Here is an 18,259-nt window from a genome sequence, read left to right as displayed (position 1 = left end):
GATCCCGGGCAGGCCGCGATGGTGCGTGCCGAAGGACTGGTCAAGCGGTTCGGTGAATTCGAGGCCGTGCGCGGGGTCGACGTGACGGTCCGCAAGGGTGAGGCGTTCGGGTTCCTCGGCCCGAACGGCGCGGGCAAGTCCTCCACCATGCGCATGATCGCGTGCGTTTCGCCGCGGACGGCGGGGGAGCTGCGCGTGCTCGGGCTCGACCCGGACACCGAAGGCCCGAAGATCCGCGCGCGCCTCGGCGTGGTGCCCCAGCAGGACAACCTGGACACCGAGCTGAGCGTGCGGCAGAACCTCCAGGTCTACGGCCGGTACTTCGGGCTGTCCCGCGCACACGTCCGGCGCAAGGCCGAGGAGCTGATGGCCTTCGCCCAGCTGACCGATCGCGCCGACGACGAGGTCGAGCCGCTCTCTGGCGGGATGAAGCGGCGCCTGACCATCGCCAGGTCGCTGGTGAACGACCCCGAGCTGCTGCTGCTCGACGAACCGACGACGGGTCTCGATCCGCAGGCGAGGCATCTGCTGTGGGACAGGCTGTTCCGGCTGAAGTCGCAGGGCGTCACGCTCATCATCACCACGCACTACATGGACGAGGCGGAGCAGCTCTGCGACAGGCTCGTGGTGATGGACGGCGGGCGCATCGTCGCCGAGGGCTCGCCGTCCGACCTGATTTCCCGGTACTCCACCAGGGAAGTCCTCGAACTGCGGTTCGCGCCGGGGGAACAGGAAAGCGCCGCGCGCGGGCTCGACGATCTCGCCGAGCGGGTCGAGGTGCTGCCGGACAGGGTGCTCCTCTACACCCAGCAGGGCGAAGCCGCGCTGGAACGGGCGCACTCGCGCGGGGTGCGGCCGGTGTCGAGCCTGGTGCGCCGCAGCACGCTCGAGGACGTCTTCCTCCGGCTGACCGGCAGGACGCTGGTGGACTGATGGACGCACCGGAACCCACGGGGGTCGTCGTCGGTTCGTGGCGCGCGGCCTGGCTGCGCGTCGAGGGGCACTGGACCTGGTACCGGCGCTACTGGACGTCCACGCTGTACTCGACCGGGCTGCAGCCGGTGCTGTTCCTCGCCGCGATGGGGCTCGGCTTCGGTTCGCAGGTGCAGGCGGGCCCGGCCACCGGCGGGCTGTCCTACCTGCACTACGTGGCACCGGCACTGCTGGTCGCGGCGGCCGCGCAGAACGCGGTCGGCGAGTCGAGCTACCCGGTGCTGTCCGGGTTCAAGTGGCAGAAGGACTACATCGCGGTCACCTCGACGCCGATGACCCCGGGCCAGCTGCTCGGCGGTCAGGTGCTGTGGCTGACCTTGCGGCTCGCGCTCGCGGGCCTGGTTTACGCGCTCATCGCGTTGTTCTTCGGCGCCTGGCTGAACTTCGGGGTGCTCGCGGTCGTGCTCGTCGGCGTCCTCACCGGACTGTCCTGCGGCACGCCGATGATGGTGCTCGCCGCGAGAACGTTCGACGAGGGGGAGCGGTTCGCCTCGGTGTTCCGGTTCATCGTGATGCCGATGACCCTGTTCGCCGGCACGTTCTTCCCGATCGAGCAGATCCCGGCCGCGCTGCGCTGGCTCGCGTGGATTTCCCCGCTGTGGCACGGAAACGAGCTCGCCAGGGGCGCCACGCTCGGCGGCCTCTCGTGCTGGCCCGCGGTGGGGCACGTCCTGTACCTCGCGGTGCTCGCGGGTGTCGGCGCCGCGTTCGCGCGGAAGTACTTCCGGCGAAGGCTGGTGATCTGAGATGACCGCACTGGCCCCCAGCCCGCGGCGCCCCGGTCTGCTGCTGCGGATCCTCCCGCCCGGGTTGTACGCGGGCAGGGCGAGCCGCATCATCGAGCGCTCCGTGCTCGCGTATTCGCGGGCGTGGCTCGTGTTCCTGTCCGGTGTCTTCGAGCCGCTGTTCTACCTGTTCGCTTTCAAGATCGGGTTCGGCAAGCTCGTCGAGACGGTCACCGGCCCCGGCGGGCAGCAGCTCAGCTACGTCGCCTTCGTCGCGCCCGCGCTGCTCGCGTCGTCGGCGATGAACGGCGCCATCTTCGACGCGACCTACGCCGTGTTCTTCCGGTTCCGCTACAGCAGGCTGTACGACGCGATGCTGGCGACCCCGATCGGCCCGCTCGACATCGCGATGGGCGAGATCGGCTGGTCGGTGCTGCGCGGCGGGGTCTACGCGATCGCTTTTGTCGGGGTGATGGGCGTGATGGGGCTGATCACCTCGGCCTGGGTGATCCTGATGCCGGTGGTCGCGCTGCTCGTCGCGTTCGCGTTCGCCGCGGTGGGCATGGCCTGCGCGACGTTCCTCAAGTCACCGTCCCAGTTCGACTACATCCAGCTCGTCGTGATGCCGCTCTTCCTGTTCTCGGCGACTTTCTACCCGCTGTCGGTCTATCCCGGCCCGCTCCAGGTCGTCGTGCAGCTTTCCCCGCTGTACCAAGGGGTCGAGATCATGCGCGGGCTGTCGACCGGCGTGGTCGGCCCGGTGCTGCTGTGGCACACCGGCTACCTGATCGCGCTCGCGGCGCTCGGGGTGTACGGCGCGACGCGGCGGCTCAAGAAGATGTTGCTGCACTGAGGTTTTCCACGCGGGTTTTCAGCGCGCCACGGGCATCACGAGCGTGCGGAAGTCGCCCTGGTCCGCGGAACGCACCACCACGGGCTGGTGCGGATCGGCGGTGAACTCGAGCAGCACATCGGGGCCCACGCCCGCTTCGAGCGCCGGTGCCAGCACCGCCGGATCGAACGCGGCCAGCACCGGTTCGCCGGGACACAGGGCGGGCAGGCGGGACGCGCCGACCACGAGCTCGTCGCCGTCGGTTTCGAGCCGGACCTTGGCGGCGTCCCCGGCGAGCACGGCGTCCCGCAGGTGTTCGCGGCCAGTGACGACGCGGGACACCGGATCCCCGAGCTGGGCCAGCACCACGCGGTAGTCCGGAAAATCGGCCGTCGCGGGCGCCAGCCGGACCCCGGATTCCGCCCGGATCGACAGCGACCGGTCCTCGACGGTCAGGGTCGCCGTCGCCGACCGCGCCACCGCGGGGCCCAGCACCGCGAGCTCGGCACCGTCGACGACCACCTGCCGCGGCGCGCCGGTCCTCGCCGAGACGGCGAGGCTGCGCATCGCGAGCCGGTACCGGTCCGTCGCGACGAGGCGGACTTCGGCCGTGTCCACCTCGACGAGCACCCCGGCCAGCGTCGCGTGCGCCGCGTCGGCCGCGGGCACCACCTGGCGGATCGCGCTCGCGAGTTCCGCGCCGCCGACCGTGGCGGCGGTGACCGAGGAGTGCTCGGCGAGCACTTCTTCCACGACGAGGGCGGCCGATTCCGCCGCCGCCCGCACCGAGCGCAGGTGCTCCCGCAGGATTTCCCCGGTGGCCTCCGGCGGGCCGTCGAGCACCTCGGTCACCTTCGGCAGCGGGAGCCCGGCCGCGCGCAGCCTGCGGACGAGCGCCGCCCTGCTTTCCTGGTCCGGGTGGTAGAGCCGGTATCCGGTCACCGGGTCGACCCGTGCGGGGGTGAGGACCCCGCAGTCGGCGTAGAACCGCAGCGCGCTCGGGGTGATGCCGACCCGGCGCGCGAAGACGCTGATGCTCAGCAAGCCGTCGTTCATGACCGCGATCCTCGACGGTGAAGTTCCTTGAAGGTCAAGGCGTCAGCCGGGCGAGGCCGAAATCGGTCACCGGCGCGGCGGGCACGGCCGCGGCGGCGTCGACGAGGCCGTGCCCGTAGAACCCGTTGTAGGCGGAGTACCCGTCGCAGAACGCGTCCTGGTCGCCGTCGCCGGTCAGGTCGTAGTCGCCGGGGCAGGGCACCGGTTTCGCTTCGTGCTCCAAATCGGACCGCAGCGCGCGCGGGCCCGCTTCCGGACGCGCCGAGGCCAGCAGCGCGGCGACTCCCGCCACGTGAGGTGCCGCCATCGAGGTCCCGCACATCGGCGCGTACCCGCCGGGGACGGTCGACAGCACGCAGCCGCGGTCGTCACCGCCCGGCGCGGTCAGGTCGATCACCCCGAGCCCGTAGGAGCTGTACCCGGCCTTGACCGGGGCCGTCCCGATCGCCGACACGGTGACGACGTCGCGGAACCCGGCGGGCAGCGCCTCGCAACCGGTGCCACCCGGCGGCGTCCCGGACTTCGGGGACGGGGTGAGGTTCACTGCCTCGTTCGTCGCGGCGGCGACGTTCAGCGTCCCGGACGCCGTCGAATACTCGACGGCGCGGGCGAGCGCTTCGTGCACCACGCCGTGATCGTCACCGCGCGCGCAGGACAGCCCCCACGGGTCGACCGAGAAGCTGCTGTTCGTGACCCGCATGTGCTGCGCAGCGGCCCACATCAGGCCGCACACCGCCGCTTCCGGATCGACGTAACCGTGGTCGTCGACGACCTTGACCGAGGCGACGCCGACCCCTGGCGCGACCCCGGTCACCCCCTTGCCGTCGTTCGCGGCGGCGATCGTGCCCGCCACGTGCGTGCCGTGCGACGAGGTGCCGGGCAGCCAGCTCGCCTGGTCCGGGTCCGGCGCGCCGGTGAGGCAGCCCGCGGACTTGCCCGGCACGATCGCGGCGGCCAGATCGGGATGCGTCGCGTCGATCCCCGAGTCCAGCACACCGACGACGACCGAGCGGCTGCCGGGCGAACGTCCCGGCGGCCACGCGGCGCCGATCGCCCGCATGTCCCACTGGTCCCCGCTCCGGTCCGCGACGGGCACCGCCCCCGCCGCCGCGACCGAGGCGGGCTTGCCCGTCCGGTGCGAGTGCGGCGCCGCGCGCCGTTCGGCCTGCGCGCTGAACGCGCGGTCGAGCCCGAGGTTCGCGGCGAAGCCCTCGTCGGTCGAGGTCGCCACGCCGACGGCGATCTGCGGGTAGTAGGTGGTCTCCTCGCCGCAGGCGGCGCCGATCTGCCGCGCCGCCGAATCCGCGGAGGTGCCCTTGTCGAAGACGACGACGTAGCGCGCCGCGCGACCGGAAGCCGAGCAGTCCTGGCCTTGCGCGTGCGCGGCAGGGAAGCCGACGAGCTGCGCGCACAGCACCAGGGTGACGGCCGCCACCCTGCGCACGGGCCCCAGCAGCGCCACCGCACCTCCCACCGGCCCCGAGTCCGCCCACATCGAGCGCCGCTCGATGCCCTCGTCGCGCACGTTATCCACGTGCGGTGACCCGGACAAGTTCTCCGGCGAAGTTCGCACTGCCGTGCCAGCCGGGACGCGCCGCGACGGACCCGAGCACCCCCCACCGGGCGCACGGTGTGGGATACTCGTGGTGGCCACCGGGCCGCGCACGCCGTGTTCACACGGCTGGCGCCGGTACGGCGGCCCGGTGACATGCCGAAAGAGCATCGCGGGAGTCGCCGCTCGCTGCAGGCGGGCGGCTCGACGACGTGGACGGTGGCGCACAGCCACGGCCCAGCCGGTGTGGCGCCGAGTGGACCTGCCAACGACGGGCAGCCGGACCCCGGTGACGTCGTGGCGACAGGCGAGGATTCCCGCCGTCGGTGACCCCACCACGGCGGACCAGACAAGCCTCCCGAAAGGGAGTGCGGAGACATAGAAGGGGCCCCTGCGCGGCCGCGTCCTTCCAGCCACGGGCTGGCAGACGCGCCCGGGGGCGGAGGAGACACATGTCGAACGCGGACACACCCGCCGAGAACACCGGCGGGAATACCGCCACATCCCCATCGCCCGGCGCCGCCGCGCTGGGCGAACTGCCCGCCCGGATCAGGGTGCACGCGCTGGCGAAGCTGCTCGGCTCGCACAGCAGGGACGTACTGGCCAAGCTCGCCGAACTCGGAGAGACGGCGCGCAGCGCTCAATCGAGCGTGCCGAAGGAGGTCGCCCTGCGCGTCGCCGACGCGCTCGTCGGCCCGGCCGAGACCGAAGCGGCCGAGACCGCCGAAGCCGCCGCGCCCGCCGCGGAGCCGGTGCCCGAAGCGAAGCCAGAGCCGGAGCCCGTGAAGCGCCCGGCCGCGCACGTCCCGGTGTTCGCCGCGCCGTCGCCGGTGTTCCTGCCGCCGGAGCCCTCGGCACGCCAGGAGCGCCCGGTCGAGCAGGCCAAGCCCGCGAAGGCGGAGGACGACTCCGACGACACCGAGCCCGAGGACAGCGCGGACGGCGCCGATTACGGGGACGACGACGGCAGCGGCCGTCGTCGCCGCCGCCGTGGGCGCCGTGGCCGTGGCCGCGGCAAGGGCGGCGAGGACTCGGCCGAGAACGAGGCCGACGACGAGCAGGACGCCCCGGCCAAGCCGGGCAAGAAGAAGGACAAGCCCGAGCAGGACAAGAACGCCGAGCAGAAGAAGGACGAGCAGGCGAAGGACTCCCGCGACGCCGGGCCGGACGCCGACGCGGATTCCGACGAGGGTGACGGCGCGAGCCGTCGCAGGCGCCGCCGCCGTCGCCGCAAGGGCGGGGACGACTCCGACGGCGACGGTGGCCAGCACACCGGTGACGATCCGCCGAACACCGTCGTGCACGTGCGCGACGCCAAGAGCGAGGGCAAGCCGGAGAAGGAAGGCAAGACCAGCGGCGACGGCGTGCGCAGCGTGCGCGGGTCGACCAGGCTCGAGGCGAAGCGCCAGCGCCGCCGCGACGGCAGGGAAGCGGGCCGCCGCCGGGCGCCGATCCTGTCCGAGGCCGAGTTCCTCGCCCGCCGCGAATCGGTCGAGCGGACCATGGTCGTCGCCGAGAAGGGCGAGTCGACGCAGATCGGCGTGCTCGAGGACGGCGTGCTGGTCGAGCACTTCGTGACCTCGTCCGGCTCGGGTTCGATCGTCGGGAACGTCTACCTCGGCCGCGTGCAGAACGTGCTGCCGTCGATGGAAGCGGCGTTCGTCGACATCGGCCGCGGCCGCAACGCCGTGCTCTACGCCGGTGAGGTCGACTGGGACGCCGCCGGGCTCGAAGGCAAGTCGCGCAAGATCGAGCAGGCGCTGTCCACCGGTGACAGCGTGCTGGTGCAGGTCACCAAGGACCCGGTCGGCCACAAGGGCGCCAGGCTCACCACGCAGATCTCGCTGCCGGGCCGGTTCCTGGTCTACGTGCCCGCGGGCGGTGCCACCGGGATCTCCCGGAAGCTGCCGGAGAACGAGCGGCGCAGGCTCAAGGACATCCTGAAGCGGATCGTCCCCGAGGACGCGGGCGTGATCATCCGCACGGCGTCCGAGGGCGTCAGCGAAGAGGAGCTCGACCGCGACGTCCGCAGGCTCAAGGCCCAGTGGGACGTCATCAAGACCAAGGCCGACGAGAACAAGGGCCAGAAGAAGTCCAGCGCGCCGACGATGCTCTACGAGGAGCCGGACCTGCTGGTCAAGGTCGTGCGCGACCTGTTCACCGAGGACTTCGCGAAGCTCGAGGTCCAGGGCGGCACGGCGTGGGAGACCATCCAGGCCTACGTGCAGCACGTCGCGCCGGACCTCGCGGACCGGCTGAAGCGCTACGTCGGCAACGGCGACGTGTTCGCCGACTACCGGATCGACGAGCAGATCACGAAGGCGCTCGACCGCAAGGTGTGGCTGCCCTCTGGCGGGTACCTGGTCATCGACCGCACCGAGGCGATGACCGTGATCGACGTCAACACCGGCAAGTTCACCGGCTCCGGCGGGAACCTCGAAGAGACGGTGACCAGGAACAACCTGGAGTCGGCCGAGGAGATCGTCCGCCAGCTGAGGCTGCGGGACATCGGCGGCATCATCGTCATCGACTTCATCGACATGGTGCTCGAGTCCAACCGTGAGCTGGTGCTGCGGCGCCTGACCGAGTGCCTCGGCCGGGACCGGACGCGGCACCAGGTCGCCGAGGTCACCTCGCTTGGCCTCGTGCAGATGACCCGGAAGCGGGTCGGTACCGGGCTGCTCGAAGCGTTCTCCACGCCGTGCGAGCACTGCAAGGGCCGCGGTGTCGTGGTTTCCAGCGATCTCAGCAGGGTGAGCGGGTCGTCGAACGGCGGGCACCAGCAGGGCGGCGGCAACGGGCACGGCAAGGGCCGTTCCCGAGGCGGCCGCGGCAAGGGCGAGGACACGAGCGGCCACACCGAGCCCGCCCGCACGGAGCAGGCTGCCGACCCGCGCACCCCCGAGCAGCGGGAGTCCGTGGTGTCGGCGGTGCAGGCCATGGCCAACGCGTCCAAGGTCGCCGCGGCCAAGGACGAGGACGAGCAGGCCGAACCGGAGCAGGCGCGCAAGCCCGAGCTCAACGGGCACGCGCAGGAGCCGACGGGCCGCACGAGGCGGGCCCGTCGCCGGGGCGGGCGCGGCGGTGAGCAGCAGGAGGCCGCGGCGCCTGCTGAGGTGTCCGAGACGCCTGAGGCTGCCCCGGAAAAGGCCGCTGAGCCGCCCGCGGAGCGTCCGGAGGAGAAGGCCGCTCCGGAAACGCCTGCTCCGGCCGAGGAAGACGCTGCCGCGCCCGAGGGCAGCGTGCCCGCACCGGCGGTGCGGTCGGCACGGCGCCGCCCGCGTCGGGCCGCTTCACGGCCTGCCGGTCCGCCGGTCAACGCTTCGGAGAACAGCTGACCAACAGGGTTAGGCCACCCCGGTGTCCAGTGGATCAGGGGTGGCACGTAACCTGTAAGGCGGCCCGCCACTAGAGCGGGTCGCATTGTGCGAGACCCGGACCGCCTAGCCGCGGGCCGCGCGCACAAGCCCCCACCCATTGTCGAGTAATGCAGGAGACTTCCGTGTCGGCGTACGCGATCGTCAAGACCGGCGGCAAGCAGTACAAGGTGGCCGTCGGCGACGTCGTCGAGGTCGAGAAGCTCGAGGGCGAGCCGGGCACCGAGCACACCTTCCCCGCCGTGCTGTTCGTCGACGGCGGCGAGGTCACCACGGACGCCGACGCGTTGGCGAAGGTCTCGGTCACCGGCAAGGTCGTCGAGCAGACCAAGGGTCCGAAGATCCGGATCCACAAGTTCAAGAACAAGACCGGCTACCACAAGCGCCAGGGTCACCGGCAGAAGCTGACCCGCGTCGAGGTCACCGGCATCAGCAAGTAAGACCTTCCGGATCTTCGCAGGCAGAAAGAGGCTTGAGCTATGGCTCACAAGAAGGGTGCGTCCAGCTCCCGCAACGGTCGTGACTCCAACGCGCAGCGGCTTGGCGTCAAGCGCTACGGCGGCCAGGAGGTCAACGCGGGCGAGATCATCGTCCGGCAGCGCGGCACCAAGTTCCACCCCGGCGTGAACGTCGGCCGTGGCGGCGACGACACGCTGTTCGCGCTGTCCGCCGGCGCGGTCGAGTTCGGCACCAAGCGTGGCCGCAAGACGGTCAACATTGTGCCCGCCGCTGCTGAGGCCTGAGCCCCCAGCGGTACGAGCAAGACCTCCGACGAGGGGTGGGGCCGGAATATCCGGCGCCACCCCTCGTTTGTTTTCCCATGGTTGTTTTTCGCGAGTGAAAGAGGCAAGCAATGGCGTCCCGGTTCGTGGACCGCGCGGTGATCCATCTGGCCGCCGGTGACGGTGGGAACGGATGCGCCTCCGTGCACCGCGAGAAGTTCAAGCCGCTCGGCGGCCCCGACGGTGGCAACGGCGGCAACGGCGGCGACGTCCTGCTCATCGTCGACCCGAACGTGCACACCCTGCTCGACTTCCACTTCCGCCCGCACGCCCGCGCCGGCAACGGCAAGATGGGCCAGGGCAGCAACCGGTCCGGCGCGGCGGGGGAGACGCTCGAAATGCGCGTGCCGGACGGCACGGTGGTGCTGACCGAGGACGGCGAGGTCGTCGCCGACCTGACCGGACCCGGCACCACGTTCGTCGCGGCGCAGGGCGGCCGAGGCGGTCTCGGCAACGCCGCGCTCGCGTCGAAGGCCCGCAAGGCACCGGGATTCGCGCTCCTCGGCGAGCCGGGTGAAGCCCGCGATCTCGTGCTGGAACTGAAGTCCGTCGCCGACGTCGGCCTCGTCGGCTTCCCGTCGGCTGGCAAGTCCTCGCTGATCTCCGTGCTGTCCGCGGCGAAGCCGAAGATCGCCGACTACCCGTTCACCACGCTCGTGCCGAACCTCGGCGTGGTCACCGCGGGCGAGACGGTGTTCACCATGGCCGACGTGCCGGGCCTGATCCCCGGCGCCAGCGACGGCAAGGGCCTCGGGCTCGACTTCCTGCGCCACATCGAGCGGTGCGCCGCGCTGGTGCACGTGATCGACTGCGCCACCTACGAGCCCGGCCGCGACCCGGTGTCCGATGTGGACGCACTGGAGGACGAGCTTTCGCGGTACACGCCGGGGCTCGGCGAAGACCTTTCGAAGCGGCCGCGGGTGGTCGTGCTGAACAAGATCGACGTGCCGGAGGCCGCCGAACTCGCCGAACTGGTCAAGCCCGACCTCGAAGCACGCGGGCTCGCGGTGTTCGAAGTGTCCACCGCGTCCAGGAAAGGCTTGCGGGAGCTGACTTTCGCGCTCGCCGCCGTGGTCGAGAAGTACCGCTCCGAGCAGCCCGCGCCGGAGCCGGCGAAGGTCGTGCTCCGCCCGCTCGCGGTCGACGACACCGGGTTCACCGTGTCCGCCGATCCCGAGGAGGAAGGCGGGTTCATCGTGCGCGGTTCGCGCCCGGAGCGGTGGATCCGGCAGACCAACTTCGGCAACGACGAGGCGGTCGGCTACCTCGGCGACCGGCTGAACCGGCTCGGCGTCGAGGACGAGCTGGCCCGCCAGGGCGCGCGTCCCGGCAGCCCGGTCACGATCGGCGACGTCACCTTCGAATGGGAGCCGTCGACCCCGGCGGGCGTGGCTGCGCACCTGTCCGGCCGTGGCACCGACGTCCGGCTCGAGGACACCGGCCGGGTCGGCGCGGCGGAACGCAAAGAGGCGCGCCGGATCCGTCGTGACGGTGTGTCCGAAGAGGACGATTCCGTGGAGACGGGGCGCGAATGAGCGCGGCGCGCGAGGCCGTCGCCGGGGCCAAGCGGCTGGTCGTCAAGGTCGGATCGTCCGCGCTGACCACCGCGGGGGAGGGCCTCGACGCGCGACGTCTCGACGCGCTCGTCGAGGCGATCGCCACCAGGATCGGCCGGGGCACCCAGATCGTGCTCGTGTCCTCGGGTGCGATCGGGGCCGGGCTCGCGCCGCTTTCGCTGCGCAAGCGCCCCCGCGACCTCGCCAGCCAGCAGGCCGCCGCGAGCGTCGGGCAACTCGCGCTCGCACACGCCTACGCCGAATCCTTCGGCCGGTACTCGCTCACCGTCGGGCAGGTCCTGCTGACCTCCGACGACGTCGTCCGCCGTGCCCACTACCGCAACGCGCAGCGCACCTTTTCGCGCCTGCTGGCGCTCGGCGCGGTGCCGGTGGTGAACGAGAACGACACGGTGGCGACCGAGGAGATCCGGTTCGGCGACAACGACCGCCTCGCCGCGCTTGTCGCGCACCTCATCGGCGCCGACGCGCTGGTCCTGCTGTCCGATGTGGACGCGCTCTACGACGGCGACCCCCGCGACGGTGCCACCGCGAAGATCGCCGAGGTCACCGGTGAGTCCGATGTGGACGGGATCAAGGTCGGGATGTCGAGTTCCGGGCTCGGCACCGGTGGCATGGTCTCGAAGCTCGCCGCCGCCCGGACCGCCGCGGCGGCGGGGATCCCGGTGCTGCTGGCTTCGGCGGCCGCCGCGGCGAGCGCGCTGGACACCGCGGACACCGGTACCGCGTTCGCCGCCGCGGACTCACGCCTGTCCGCGCGGCGGTTCTGGCTGGGCTATGCCGCGGGGGCGAAGGGACGGCTGCAACTCGACGACGGTGCCGTCGCCGCCGTGGTGCTCCGCAGGCGTTCGCTCCTCGCGGCCGGGATCGTCGGTGTCGAAGGGGACTTCGAGGCAGGCGATGTCGTCGACCTCGTCGACACCGCTGGCCTGACCGTCGCCAGGGGAGTGGTCGGTTTCGACGCGAGCGAACTGCCCGCGATGATCGGGCGCTCCACCCACGACCTGCCCAGCGAACAGCGGAACGAGGTCGTCCACGCCGACGACCTCGTCCCCCTGAACCGCTAAGCCAGCCGCGCCAGCAGGTTCGCGAGCGGTGCGGGGTCGATGGTCATCCCCAGGTGGCTCAACGGCAGCGAGCGCACGTCGAACCGGTTGCGCGGGGTGAGCGCGTCGGCCTCCCGGATCATCCTGTCCTGCAACGCTACCGGCATCGCGCGATCCTCGGTCGCCCTGACGTACGTGCGGCGGATCCGGCCCCACGAGTGCCCGTCGACCTTCGCGGTGTCCGTGGAGAACCGCAGCGTTTCGTCCGGCTGCAGGCCGCTCACCAGCGACCGCAACTGGTCGATCGTGCCGTCCTGCAGATAGGCGGACCGCAGCTTCTCCAGGAACACCGGGTCGCCGGAGCGCCAGTTCACCCGCAGGGCGCCGACCGTCGTCGGGGCGGCGATGAGCGACGGGTCGTTGAGCGCGCTGCCGGAGTTCTCCGGGGTCAGGCTGTACTCGGCGACCGTCCCGAGCGTCACGGGGCAGTACGCGCTGACGTAGACGATCCGCGAGATCAGGTCCGGCACGGCGTTGCCGACCATGCCCGCGGTCGCGCCGCCGAGGCTGTGCGCGACCAGGATCACCGGCCCGTTCGCCGCGGCCCGCGCTACCGCGCGTACTGCCCTGGCCACCGCGTCCGCGAGGGTGACGTGGGCGATCGGCGACGGCGCGCTCGCCATCGCCTCGGCGTCCTGCGGCGCGCAGTACCACGGCGGGATCACGGCTTCCGCCCCGTGGCCGGGCGGGTCGATCGTGAACGCGCGATGGCCCCGCAGCCCGAGCTCGGTGGTCAGCGGCGCGAGGTAGGCGCCGCTGCCGTGCGAGCCGGGGATGAACACGAACGTCGGAGTTCCCCGTGTCGCCGCTTCCGCGCTGCTCGCCGTGCCCACGCCCACGGCCAGCCCGGTCGCGGCCAGTGCTCCGCCTCGAAGGAATCCTCGACGGGAGGTCATGTGTTCCGTCCTTTCGTCGGCGGCGCTCAAGCGCCCGCGGGGACCTTCTTGGCGAAGTGCGAGCGGACTTCGGGCCGTAGCACGGCGACCAGGAGGCCGAGCAGCACGATCGCCTGCACCACCTGGATTCCGCGCATCCACAACGGGAACTGCGCACTCGCGACGAGGTACACCAGCCCGGCGAACCCGGCGACGGCGATCACCAGCACCCTGAGGTAGGTGCTGCGCTTGCCGAGGTGGAGCCGCGTGGCGAGTCGCATGTAGACGATCGCGATGACCAGCACGGAAACGGGCCGGATCCAGAGGACGCTCTCCAGCGAAGCGCGGGAGTCGGCGATCTCGGCCGCCGTGCCGTGCGGTATTCCCGGCATCGACATCACCTGGTAGTCGAGTATTTCGCGCTGGAAGGCGAAAGTCAGTGCGGCCAACAGGATGCTGAGTCCGAGGTTGGCGTAGAGCAGCCGGATCACCGGCTTGAGCGCGGTCATGGTGGTGTCCTTCGGTTGTCGGTGTGTCAGGAGCGGGCGGTGGCCAGCGCGAAGATCCGGACGACCTGCTGGGCGTAGGCGGCGGTGTCGGTCCGCGGTTCGGCCGCGAGCAGCGCGTGGATCCCGTCGATCGCCTGCCGGACGGCGATCGCCATGACGCGCGGGTCGAACTCCCCGAATTCGCCCGCGCGCTGGCCCTCGCGGAAGGCCTCCTCCAGCAGGGATATCGACTGGAGGAACCAGGCAGGCTCGCCCGCGTTGTTCCGCAGGATCTCCAGCAGCGCCTTCATGTCCGTCGGGCGTTCGGCGATGAAGGCGATGTTCGCTTCGATGTAGGCCCGCAGCCTGGCCGGGCCGCCCGTCTCGGCCCGGATCCTCGGCCCCATCGCCGCGGCCGCCGCGGCGAGCACGTCCCGCATCGCCTCGGCGACGAGATCGCCCTTGCCGTCGAAGTGGTACGAGATCATGCCGGTGCTGCTCAGCCCCGCTCGTTTCGCGATCTTGGCGAACGAAGCCTTCGCGAACCCGAGTTCGGCGATCGTGTCGAGTGCCGCCCGCACGATCTGCGCCCTCCTCGCGTTCTCGATGAACGAGCGCCCGTCTTGCTCGCTTGAGCTAGCTTTTGCCTGCATGAGCAAAATATAGCGTGCCTGGGCAACCAGGTGTATCGGGGAGAACCCTGAAGTTCGCCCCTACCCGGGGCGGACCGGTGCTCAGCGCAGCTCGCTGCCCTTCGTTTCGGGCAGCCGCAGGATGACGAAGAACGCGATCGCGGCGCCCGCGGCGACGTACCAGAAGAACACCGTCGACGCACCGGCGTCGGCCAGTGCGCTGATCACCAGGGGCGCCGTGCCGCCGAAGACGGCGACCGTGAGGTTGTACCAGGCCCCGATGCCGAGACCGCGGAGCTCGGTGGGGAACAGCTCGCTCATGATGGCGGGCGCGATCGAGGTCATGGCCGTGTAGAGCGCGAGCCCGACGCAGAAGACCACCAGGAGACCGCCGAGCCCCGGCGCGACGAGCGCGGAGAGCGGCACGATCAGGATCGCCGTCGCCGCCGACCACACCAGCAGCTGCGGCTTGCGGCCGAACCGGTCGGACAGCGCACCCATCGGGTACTGCAGGGCGACGAACAGCGCCGTGGCGATGGACAGCGCGAGGAACACGTCGACCGCGTCGGCCTTGCGGGTCTTGACCGCGAACGGGGTGAGCGCGCTGAAGAACGTGTAGTAGCACAGCGTCGACAGCATGCTGAACCCGACGAGCTGGCCCACGGCCTTCGGGTGGTCCCGGAGCGTGGTCAGCAGGGGCCTGCGCACCCGGCGCGCGCGGGTCTTGTTCTGCTCGAACTGCTCGGTTTCGGCGAGGCTGCGGCGGAGCCAGAACCCGGCGAGGCCGAGCACACCGCCGAGCAGGAACGGGATCCGCCAGCCGAACGAGGCGAGATCGGCCTTGTCCATCGTCCTGGCGAGCACGAACCCGAGCACGGAGGCGATCAGCACCGCGGTCCCGGTGGAGATGTAGAAGAACGACGAATACCGCCCGCGGCGTTCCGCGGGCGCGACCTCACCGAGGTAGGCGGAGGCGTTGGAAACCTCGCCGCCGAGCGAAAGCCCCTGGGCGATCCTCGCGAGCAGCAACAGGATCGGCGCGAACCAGCCGACTTGCTCGAAGGTCGGGAGCACGCCGATCACCACCGAACCGCCCGCCATCAGCGTGATGGTGAGCAGCATGGCGGGCTTGCGGCCCTTGAGATCCGCGAACCGCCCGAGCAGCACCCCGCCGAGCGGCCGGAAGAAGAACGCGAGCGCGTAGGTGGCGAAGGTGTTGAGCTGCGCGAGCGTTTCGTTGCCGGACGGGAAGAACGCGGTGGCGAAGTAGATGCTGAACGTGGCGTAGATCGTCCAGTCGAACCACTCCAGCGCGTTGCCCGCGCTGGCCGCGACCAGCTTGCGGACCGGCAGCCGGTGCCGGGCCTCCTTCGTGACCGGTGAGTCGGTCATGGCCACCTCCGCGTTCGCGCGACGGCCCCGAACACTGCCACACCGCACCGCGAACAGGAAGATCGTTCGCGATGTGAACGGGGCTGCGCCCCAGCGGCGGGGCTCAGCCGCAGGAGGCTTGCACGGTCGTCGCGGAGAACGTCCGCGTGGCCCCGGAACCGAGCGTGACCACCACACCACCGTCGGGCGTCCGCGCCGAGTTCGAGACCGTCGGCTCGTCCACCGCCACCGGTTCCCCGCACAGGGCCAGCGGGGACCGGCTCATGATCACGCCGGTCCCGACGCGGAGGTCGTAGGACGGGGCGAGGCCGAACAACCGATCGTTCCGGACCACGACCACGTCCAGCACGTTCTGGGCGCGGTCACCCGCGGCACCGGGTGCCGAAGTCTCGCTCACCACCGTCTGGCCCGCGAACACGAACGAACCCGCGACCACGATGCCGAGCACGACCACCAGGCCGGCCAAGACCTTGAGGCTCCGTGATGTCTGCACACCGGTATGGAAGCAAAACCGCGCGCCGGATTCCACCAAGGGCGCTCCACCAGGGACGCGCCACTCAGGACGTTCCGGCCAGTGCGAAGGGCAGCACCCCCTCCGCGCCCGCGCGCCGCAGGAGCCGTGCGCCCATGGCCATCGTCCAGCCGGTGTCCACCACGTCGTCGACGAGCAGTACCGGACCCTCCACAGTGGACAACGCGGATGTCAGGTCCGGCGGTGCCGTCAACGTGGTCCACAGGTCCGCCACCCGCTGCGCGCTGTTCGCCCGCCGGGGCGGGCCGTCCCCGGTTTCCAGCGTGCCGAGGAACTCGAGGCGGCCGATCTGCGCGAGCCGGCGCGCCAGTTCGCCGGTGAGCCGCGGCCGCGTCCGCGACGGCATCGCGACGACGGCGGCCGGGCGTTTCGCCCAGTCCCACGAAGCCAGCACCGTCACGCAGGCCTGGAACACCGAGTCGGGTACCGCGCCGTCACCCGCCGTGGCGCCGACGAGCTCGCGAAGACGCCCGCCCCAGCCGACATCGGTCAGCCGCCCGAGCACGCGGCCGGGCTCGGTCTGCTCCTCCTTCGCGATCCGCCCCGACAACGGCACGTCCAAGGTGGCGAGGCCGCTCGGCCACTGGCGGCGCGGCGCGACCACGACACCGGGCCGCTGCAGCCGTTCCCCGGTTTCGGTGACCACCGACTCCGACACCGCCGCCGAACGCCGCTCCCCGGTGCAGTTGTCACAGCGTCCGCACGGTGCCGCGTGCGGATCGTCCAGCTGCCGCAACAGGAACTCCATCCGGCAGTCCGATGTGGACTGGTAGGTCAGCATCGCGCCCTGCTCGGCGTCGCGGGCCCGATTGACCCGTGCGTACCGTTCGCGGTCGTACTCCCACGGCACGCCCGTCGATTCCCAGCCGCCCTTCACCCGCCGGACCGCGCCGTCCACGTCGAGCACCTTGAGCACCATTTCGAGCCGGGACCGGGACAGCTCGACGACGGGCTCCAGCGCGACCGTCGACCGCGGCCGATCGGCGTGCCCGAGCGCGTCGAGCACCTGATCGACGCGCCGCTCGTCGGGGAAGGCGAGCGAGTTGAAATAGCGCCAGATCTCGGCGTCCTCCTTGCCGGGCAGCAGCACCACCTCCGCGCGCTCCACTCCGCGGCCGGCACGGCCGACCTGCTGGTAGTAGGCGATCGGGGAGGACGGCGCGCCGACGTGCACCACGAAGCCGAGATCGGGTTTGTCGAAGCCCATGCCCAGTGCGGAAGTCGCGATGAGCGCCTTGACGCGGTTCGCCAGCAGATCGTCTTCGGCCGCCTCGCGCTCGGCGGGCTCGGTCTTCCCGGTGTACGCGGTGACCGGGTACCCGCGCTCGGTGAGCAGCGCGGCGATATCGTGCGCCGCCGCGACGGTGAGCGTGTAGATGATGCCCGAACCGGGCAGCTCGCCGAGGTGCTCGGCCAGCCAGGCGAGCCTGGCCTCGGCGGTGGGCACGTCGACGACGGAAAGCCGCAGGCTCTCCCTGTCGAGCGGGCCGCGCAGCACGAGCGTCTCCGCGCCGTCCCCGATCCCGAGCTGCTCGGCCACGTCGGTGGCGACCCTGTCGTTCGCGGTCGCCGTGGTGGCCAGCACCGGCACCCCGGACGGCAGCTCGGCCAGCAGCGTGCGCAGCCGCCGGTAGTCGGGCCGGAAGTCGTGGCCCCAGTCCGAGATGCAGTGCGCCTCGTCCACCACGAGCAGCCCGGCCGACGCGGTCAGCTTGGGCAGCACGGTGTCCCGGAAGTCGGGGTTGTTGAGCCGCTCGGGGCTCACCAGCAGCACGTCGATCTCGCCGGCCGCCACCGTCGCCTGCACGGTGTCCCACTCCTGCGGGTTGGCCGAGTTGATCGTGGCCGCGTGGATGCCGGCCCTGCCCGCGGCCGCGATCTGGTTGCGCATGAGCGCGAGCAGCGGGGACACGATCACGGTCGGCCCGGCGCCCCGCTCCCGCAGCAACGCCGTCGCGAGGAAGTAGACCGCCGACTTCCCCCATCCCGTGCGCTGGACGACGAGCGCGCGCCGATGCTCGGCCACGAGCGCCTCGATGGCCGTCCACTGGTCTTCGCGCAGCGTCGCGGACTCACCTGCCAGTGCGCGCAGGAGGACTTCTGCCCGTTCGCGGAGTGCTTCGTTTCCCACGCCGACAGCTCTACCGCATCGCGCCGACAACGCGGCGGCCACGGGGCCCGAACTCGTACGAACGGTCCGTTCGTGCGGTCGAATGTGACTCAGGTCACATTCAAAGGTGGCGTCATGGCCGCGGCGCGCGGTGGTCAACACCCGTGAGCCGGCACTCGCGGGGGAGTGACCGGCGCCCGGCGGTACCCCTCGTCCGCTCGGGCAGGCGCGGT

Annotated in this window: 16 protein-coding genes; 8 read left to right on the top strand and 8 right to left on the bottom strand. The window is 71.4% G+C overall.

Going from position 1 to position 18,259, the window contains the following annotated elements:
- The first annotated feature begins 18 nt into the window (after positions 1-18).
- From HUW46_RS03985 to HUW46_RS03975, 3 genes are read left to right on the top strand one after another with little or no spacing between them, the layout of a single operon-like run.
- Positions 19-933, top strand: a complete 915-nt coding sequence (locus HUW46_RS03985) for an ABC transporter ATP-binding protein (protein ID WP_215549653.1) — start codon at positions 19-21, stop codon at positions 931-933.
- Positions 933-1,739, top strand: a complete 807-nt coding sequence (locus tag HUW46_RS03980; protein ID WP_215545976.1) for an ABC transporter permease — start codon at positions 933-935, stop codon at positions 1,737-1,739. The genes HUW46_RS03985 and HUW46_RS03980 overlap by 1 nt, the downstream gene beginning before the upstream one ends.
- A 1-nt stretch (position 1,740) precedes the next feature.
- Positions 1,741-2,571: an ABC transporter permease gene (locus HUW46_RS03975; protein WP_215545975.1), complete on the top strand. Its 831-nt coding sequence runs from the start codon at positions 1,741-1,743 to the stop codon at positions 2,569-2,571.
- A gap of 18 nt (positions 2,572-2,589) precedes the next feature.
- Here the strand turns inward: HUW46_RS03975 and HUW46_RS03970 are convergent, their stop codons facing one another.
- Together HUW46_RS03970 and HUW46_RS03965 are read right to left on the bottom strand one after the other, a co-directional pair.
- Positions 2,590-3,606: a MerR family transcriptional regulator gene (locus HUW46_RS03970; RefSeq protein WP_254125779.1), complete on the bottom strand. Its 1,017-nt coding sequence runs from the start codon at positions 3,604-3,606 to the stop codon at positions 2,590-2,592.
- Positions 3,607-3,640: 34 nt separating this feature from the next.
- Positions 3,641-5,101, bottom strand: a complete 1,461-nt coding sequence (locus tag HUW46_RS03965) for a S8 family peptidase (RefSeq protein WP_215549651.1) — start codon at positions 5,099-5,101, stop codon at positions 3,641-3,643.
- Between the two features lie 509 nt (positions 5,102-5,610).
- Here HUW46_RS03965 and HUW46_RS03960 point away from each other — a divergent pair.
- The 5 genes from HUW46_RS03960 (at position 5,611) to proB (ending at position 11,958) form a co-directional block, all read left to right on the top strand.
- Positions 5,611-8,496: an Rne/Rng family ribonuclease gene (locus HUW46_RS03960; protein ID WP_215545974.1), complete on the top strand. Its 2,886-nt coding sequence runs from the start codon at positions 5,611-5,613 to the stop codon at positions 8,494-8,496.
- 164 nt (positions 8,497-8,660) lie between these two features.
- Positions 8,661-8,975 (top strand): 50S ribosomal protein L21, encoded by a 315-nt coding sequence (rplU, locus tag HUW46_RS03955; RefSeq protein ID WP_009081084.1) that lies wholly within the window; start codon positions 8,661-8,663, stop codon positions 8,973-8,975.
- A gap of 39 nt (positions 8,976-9,014) precedes the next feature.
- Positions 9,015-9,278, top strand: a complete 264-nt coding sequence (rpmA, locus tag HUW46_RS03950; RefSeq protein ID WP_215545973.1) for a 50S ribosomal protein L27 — start codon at positions 9,015-9,017, stop codon at positions 9,276-9,278.
- Between the two features lie 110 nt (positions 9,279-9,388).
- Positions 9,389-10,852 carry a GTPase ObgE gene (gene obgE / locus HUW46_RS03945; RefSeq protein WP_215545972.1) on the top strand — a complete coding sequence of 488 codons (1,464 nt, stop codon included), beginning with the start codon at positions 9,389-9,391 and terminating at the stop codon, positions 10,850-10,852.
- Positions 10,849-11,958, top strand: coding sequence for a glutamate 5-kinase (proB, locus tag HUW46_RS03940; RefSeq protein WP_215545971.1), 1,110 nt, complete (start codon positions 10,849-10,851; stop codon positions 11,956-11,958). Before obgE ends, proB begins: the two co-directional genes overlap by 4 nt.
- On the opposite strand, the gene HUW46_RS03935 is transcribed toward proB, so the two are convergent.
- The 6 genes from HUW46_RS03935 to HUW46_RS03910 form a co-directional block, all read right to left on the bottom strand.
- Positions 11,955-12,893: an alpha/beta fold hydrolase gene (locus HUW46_RS03935; protein WP_215545970.1), complete on the bottom strand. Its 939-nt coding sequence runs from the start codon at positions 12,891-12,893 to the stop codon at positions 11,955-11,957. The two genes, proB and HUW46_RS03935, sit on opposite strands and share 4 nt — an antisense overlap.
- 26 nt (positions 12,894-12,919) lie before the next feature.
- Positions 12,920-13,381: a hypothetical protein gene (locus HUW46_RS03930; RefSeq protein WP_215545969.1), complete on the bottom strand. Its 462-nt coding sequence runs from the start codon at positions 13,379-13,381 to the stop codon at positions 12,920-12,922.
- 26 nt (positions 13,382-13,407) lie between these two features.
- Entirely contained in the window at positions 13,408-14,013 is a 606-nt protein-coding gene (locus tag HUW46_RS03925; RefSeq protein WP_215545968.1) for a TetR family transcriptional regulator, read from the bottom strand.
- Positions 14,014-14,094: 81 nt separating this feature from the next.
- Positions 14,095-15,384, bottom strand: coding sequence for an MFS transporter (locus HUW46_RS03920; protein WP_215545967.1), 1,290 nt, complete (start codon positions 15,382-15,384; stop codon positions 14,095-14,097).
- Between the two features lie 103 nt (positions 15,385-15,487).
- Positions 15,488-15,877, bottom strand: a complete 390-nt coding sequence (locus HUW46_RS03915; RefSeq protein ID WP_215545966.1) for a hypothetical protein — start codon at positions 15,875-15,877, stop codon at positions 15,488-15,490.
- A 64-nt stretch (positions 15,878-15,941) separates the two neighbouring features.
- On the bottom strand, positions 15,942-18,047 hold the full coding sequence (locus HUW46_RS03910) for a RecQ family ATP-dependent DNA helicase (protein ID WP_215545965.1): 2,106 nt from the start codon (positions 18,045-18,047) through the stop codon (positions 15,942-15,944).
- Between the last annotated feature and the right edge of the window lie 212 nt (positions 18,048-18,259).

This window comes from Amycolatopsis sp. CA-230715, from assembly GCF_018736145.1.
Classification (GTDB): domain Bacteria; phylum Actinomycetota; class Actinomycetes; order Mycobacteriales; family Pseudonocardiaceae; genus Amycolatopsis.
This window is presented reverse-complemented; position numbering and strand designations above follow the sequence as displayed.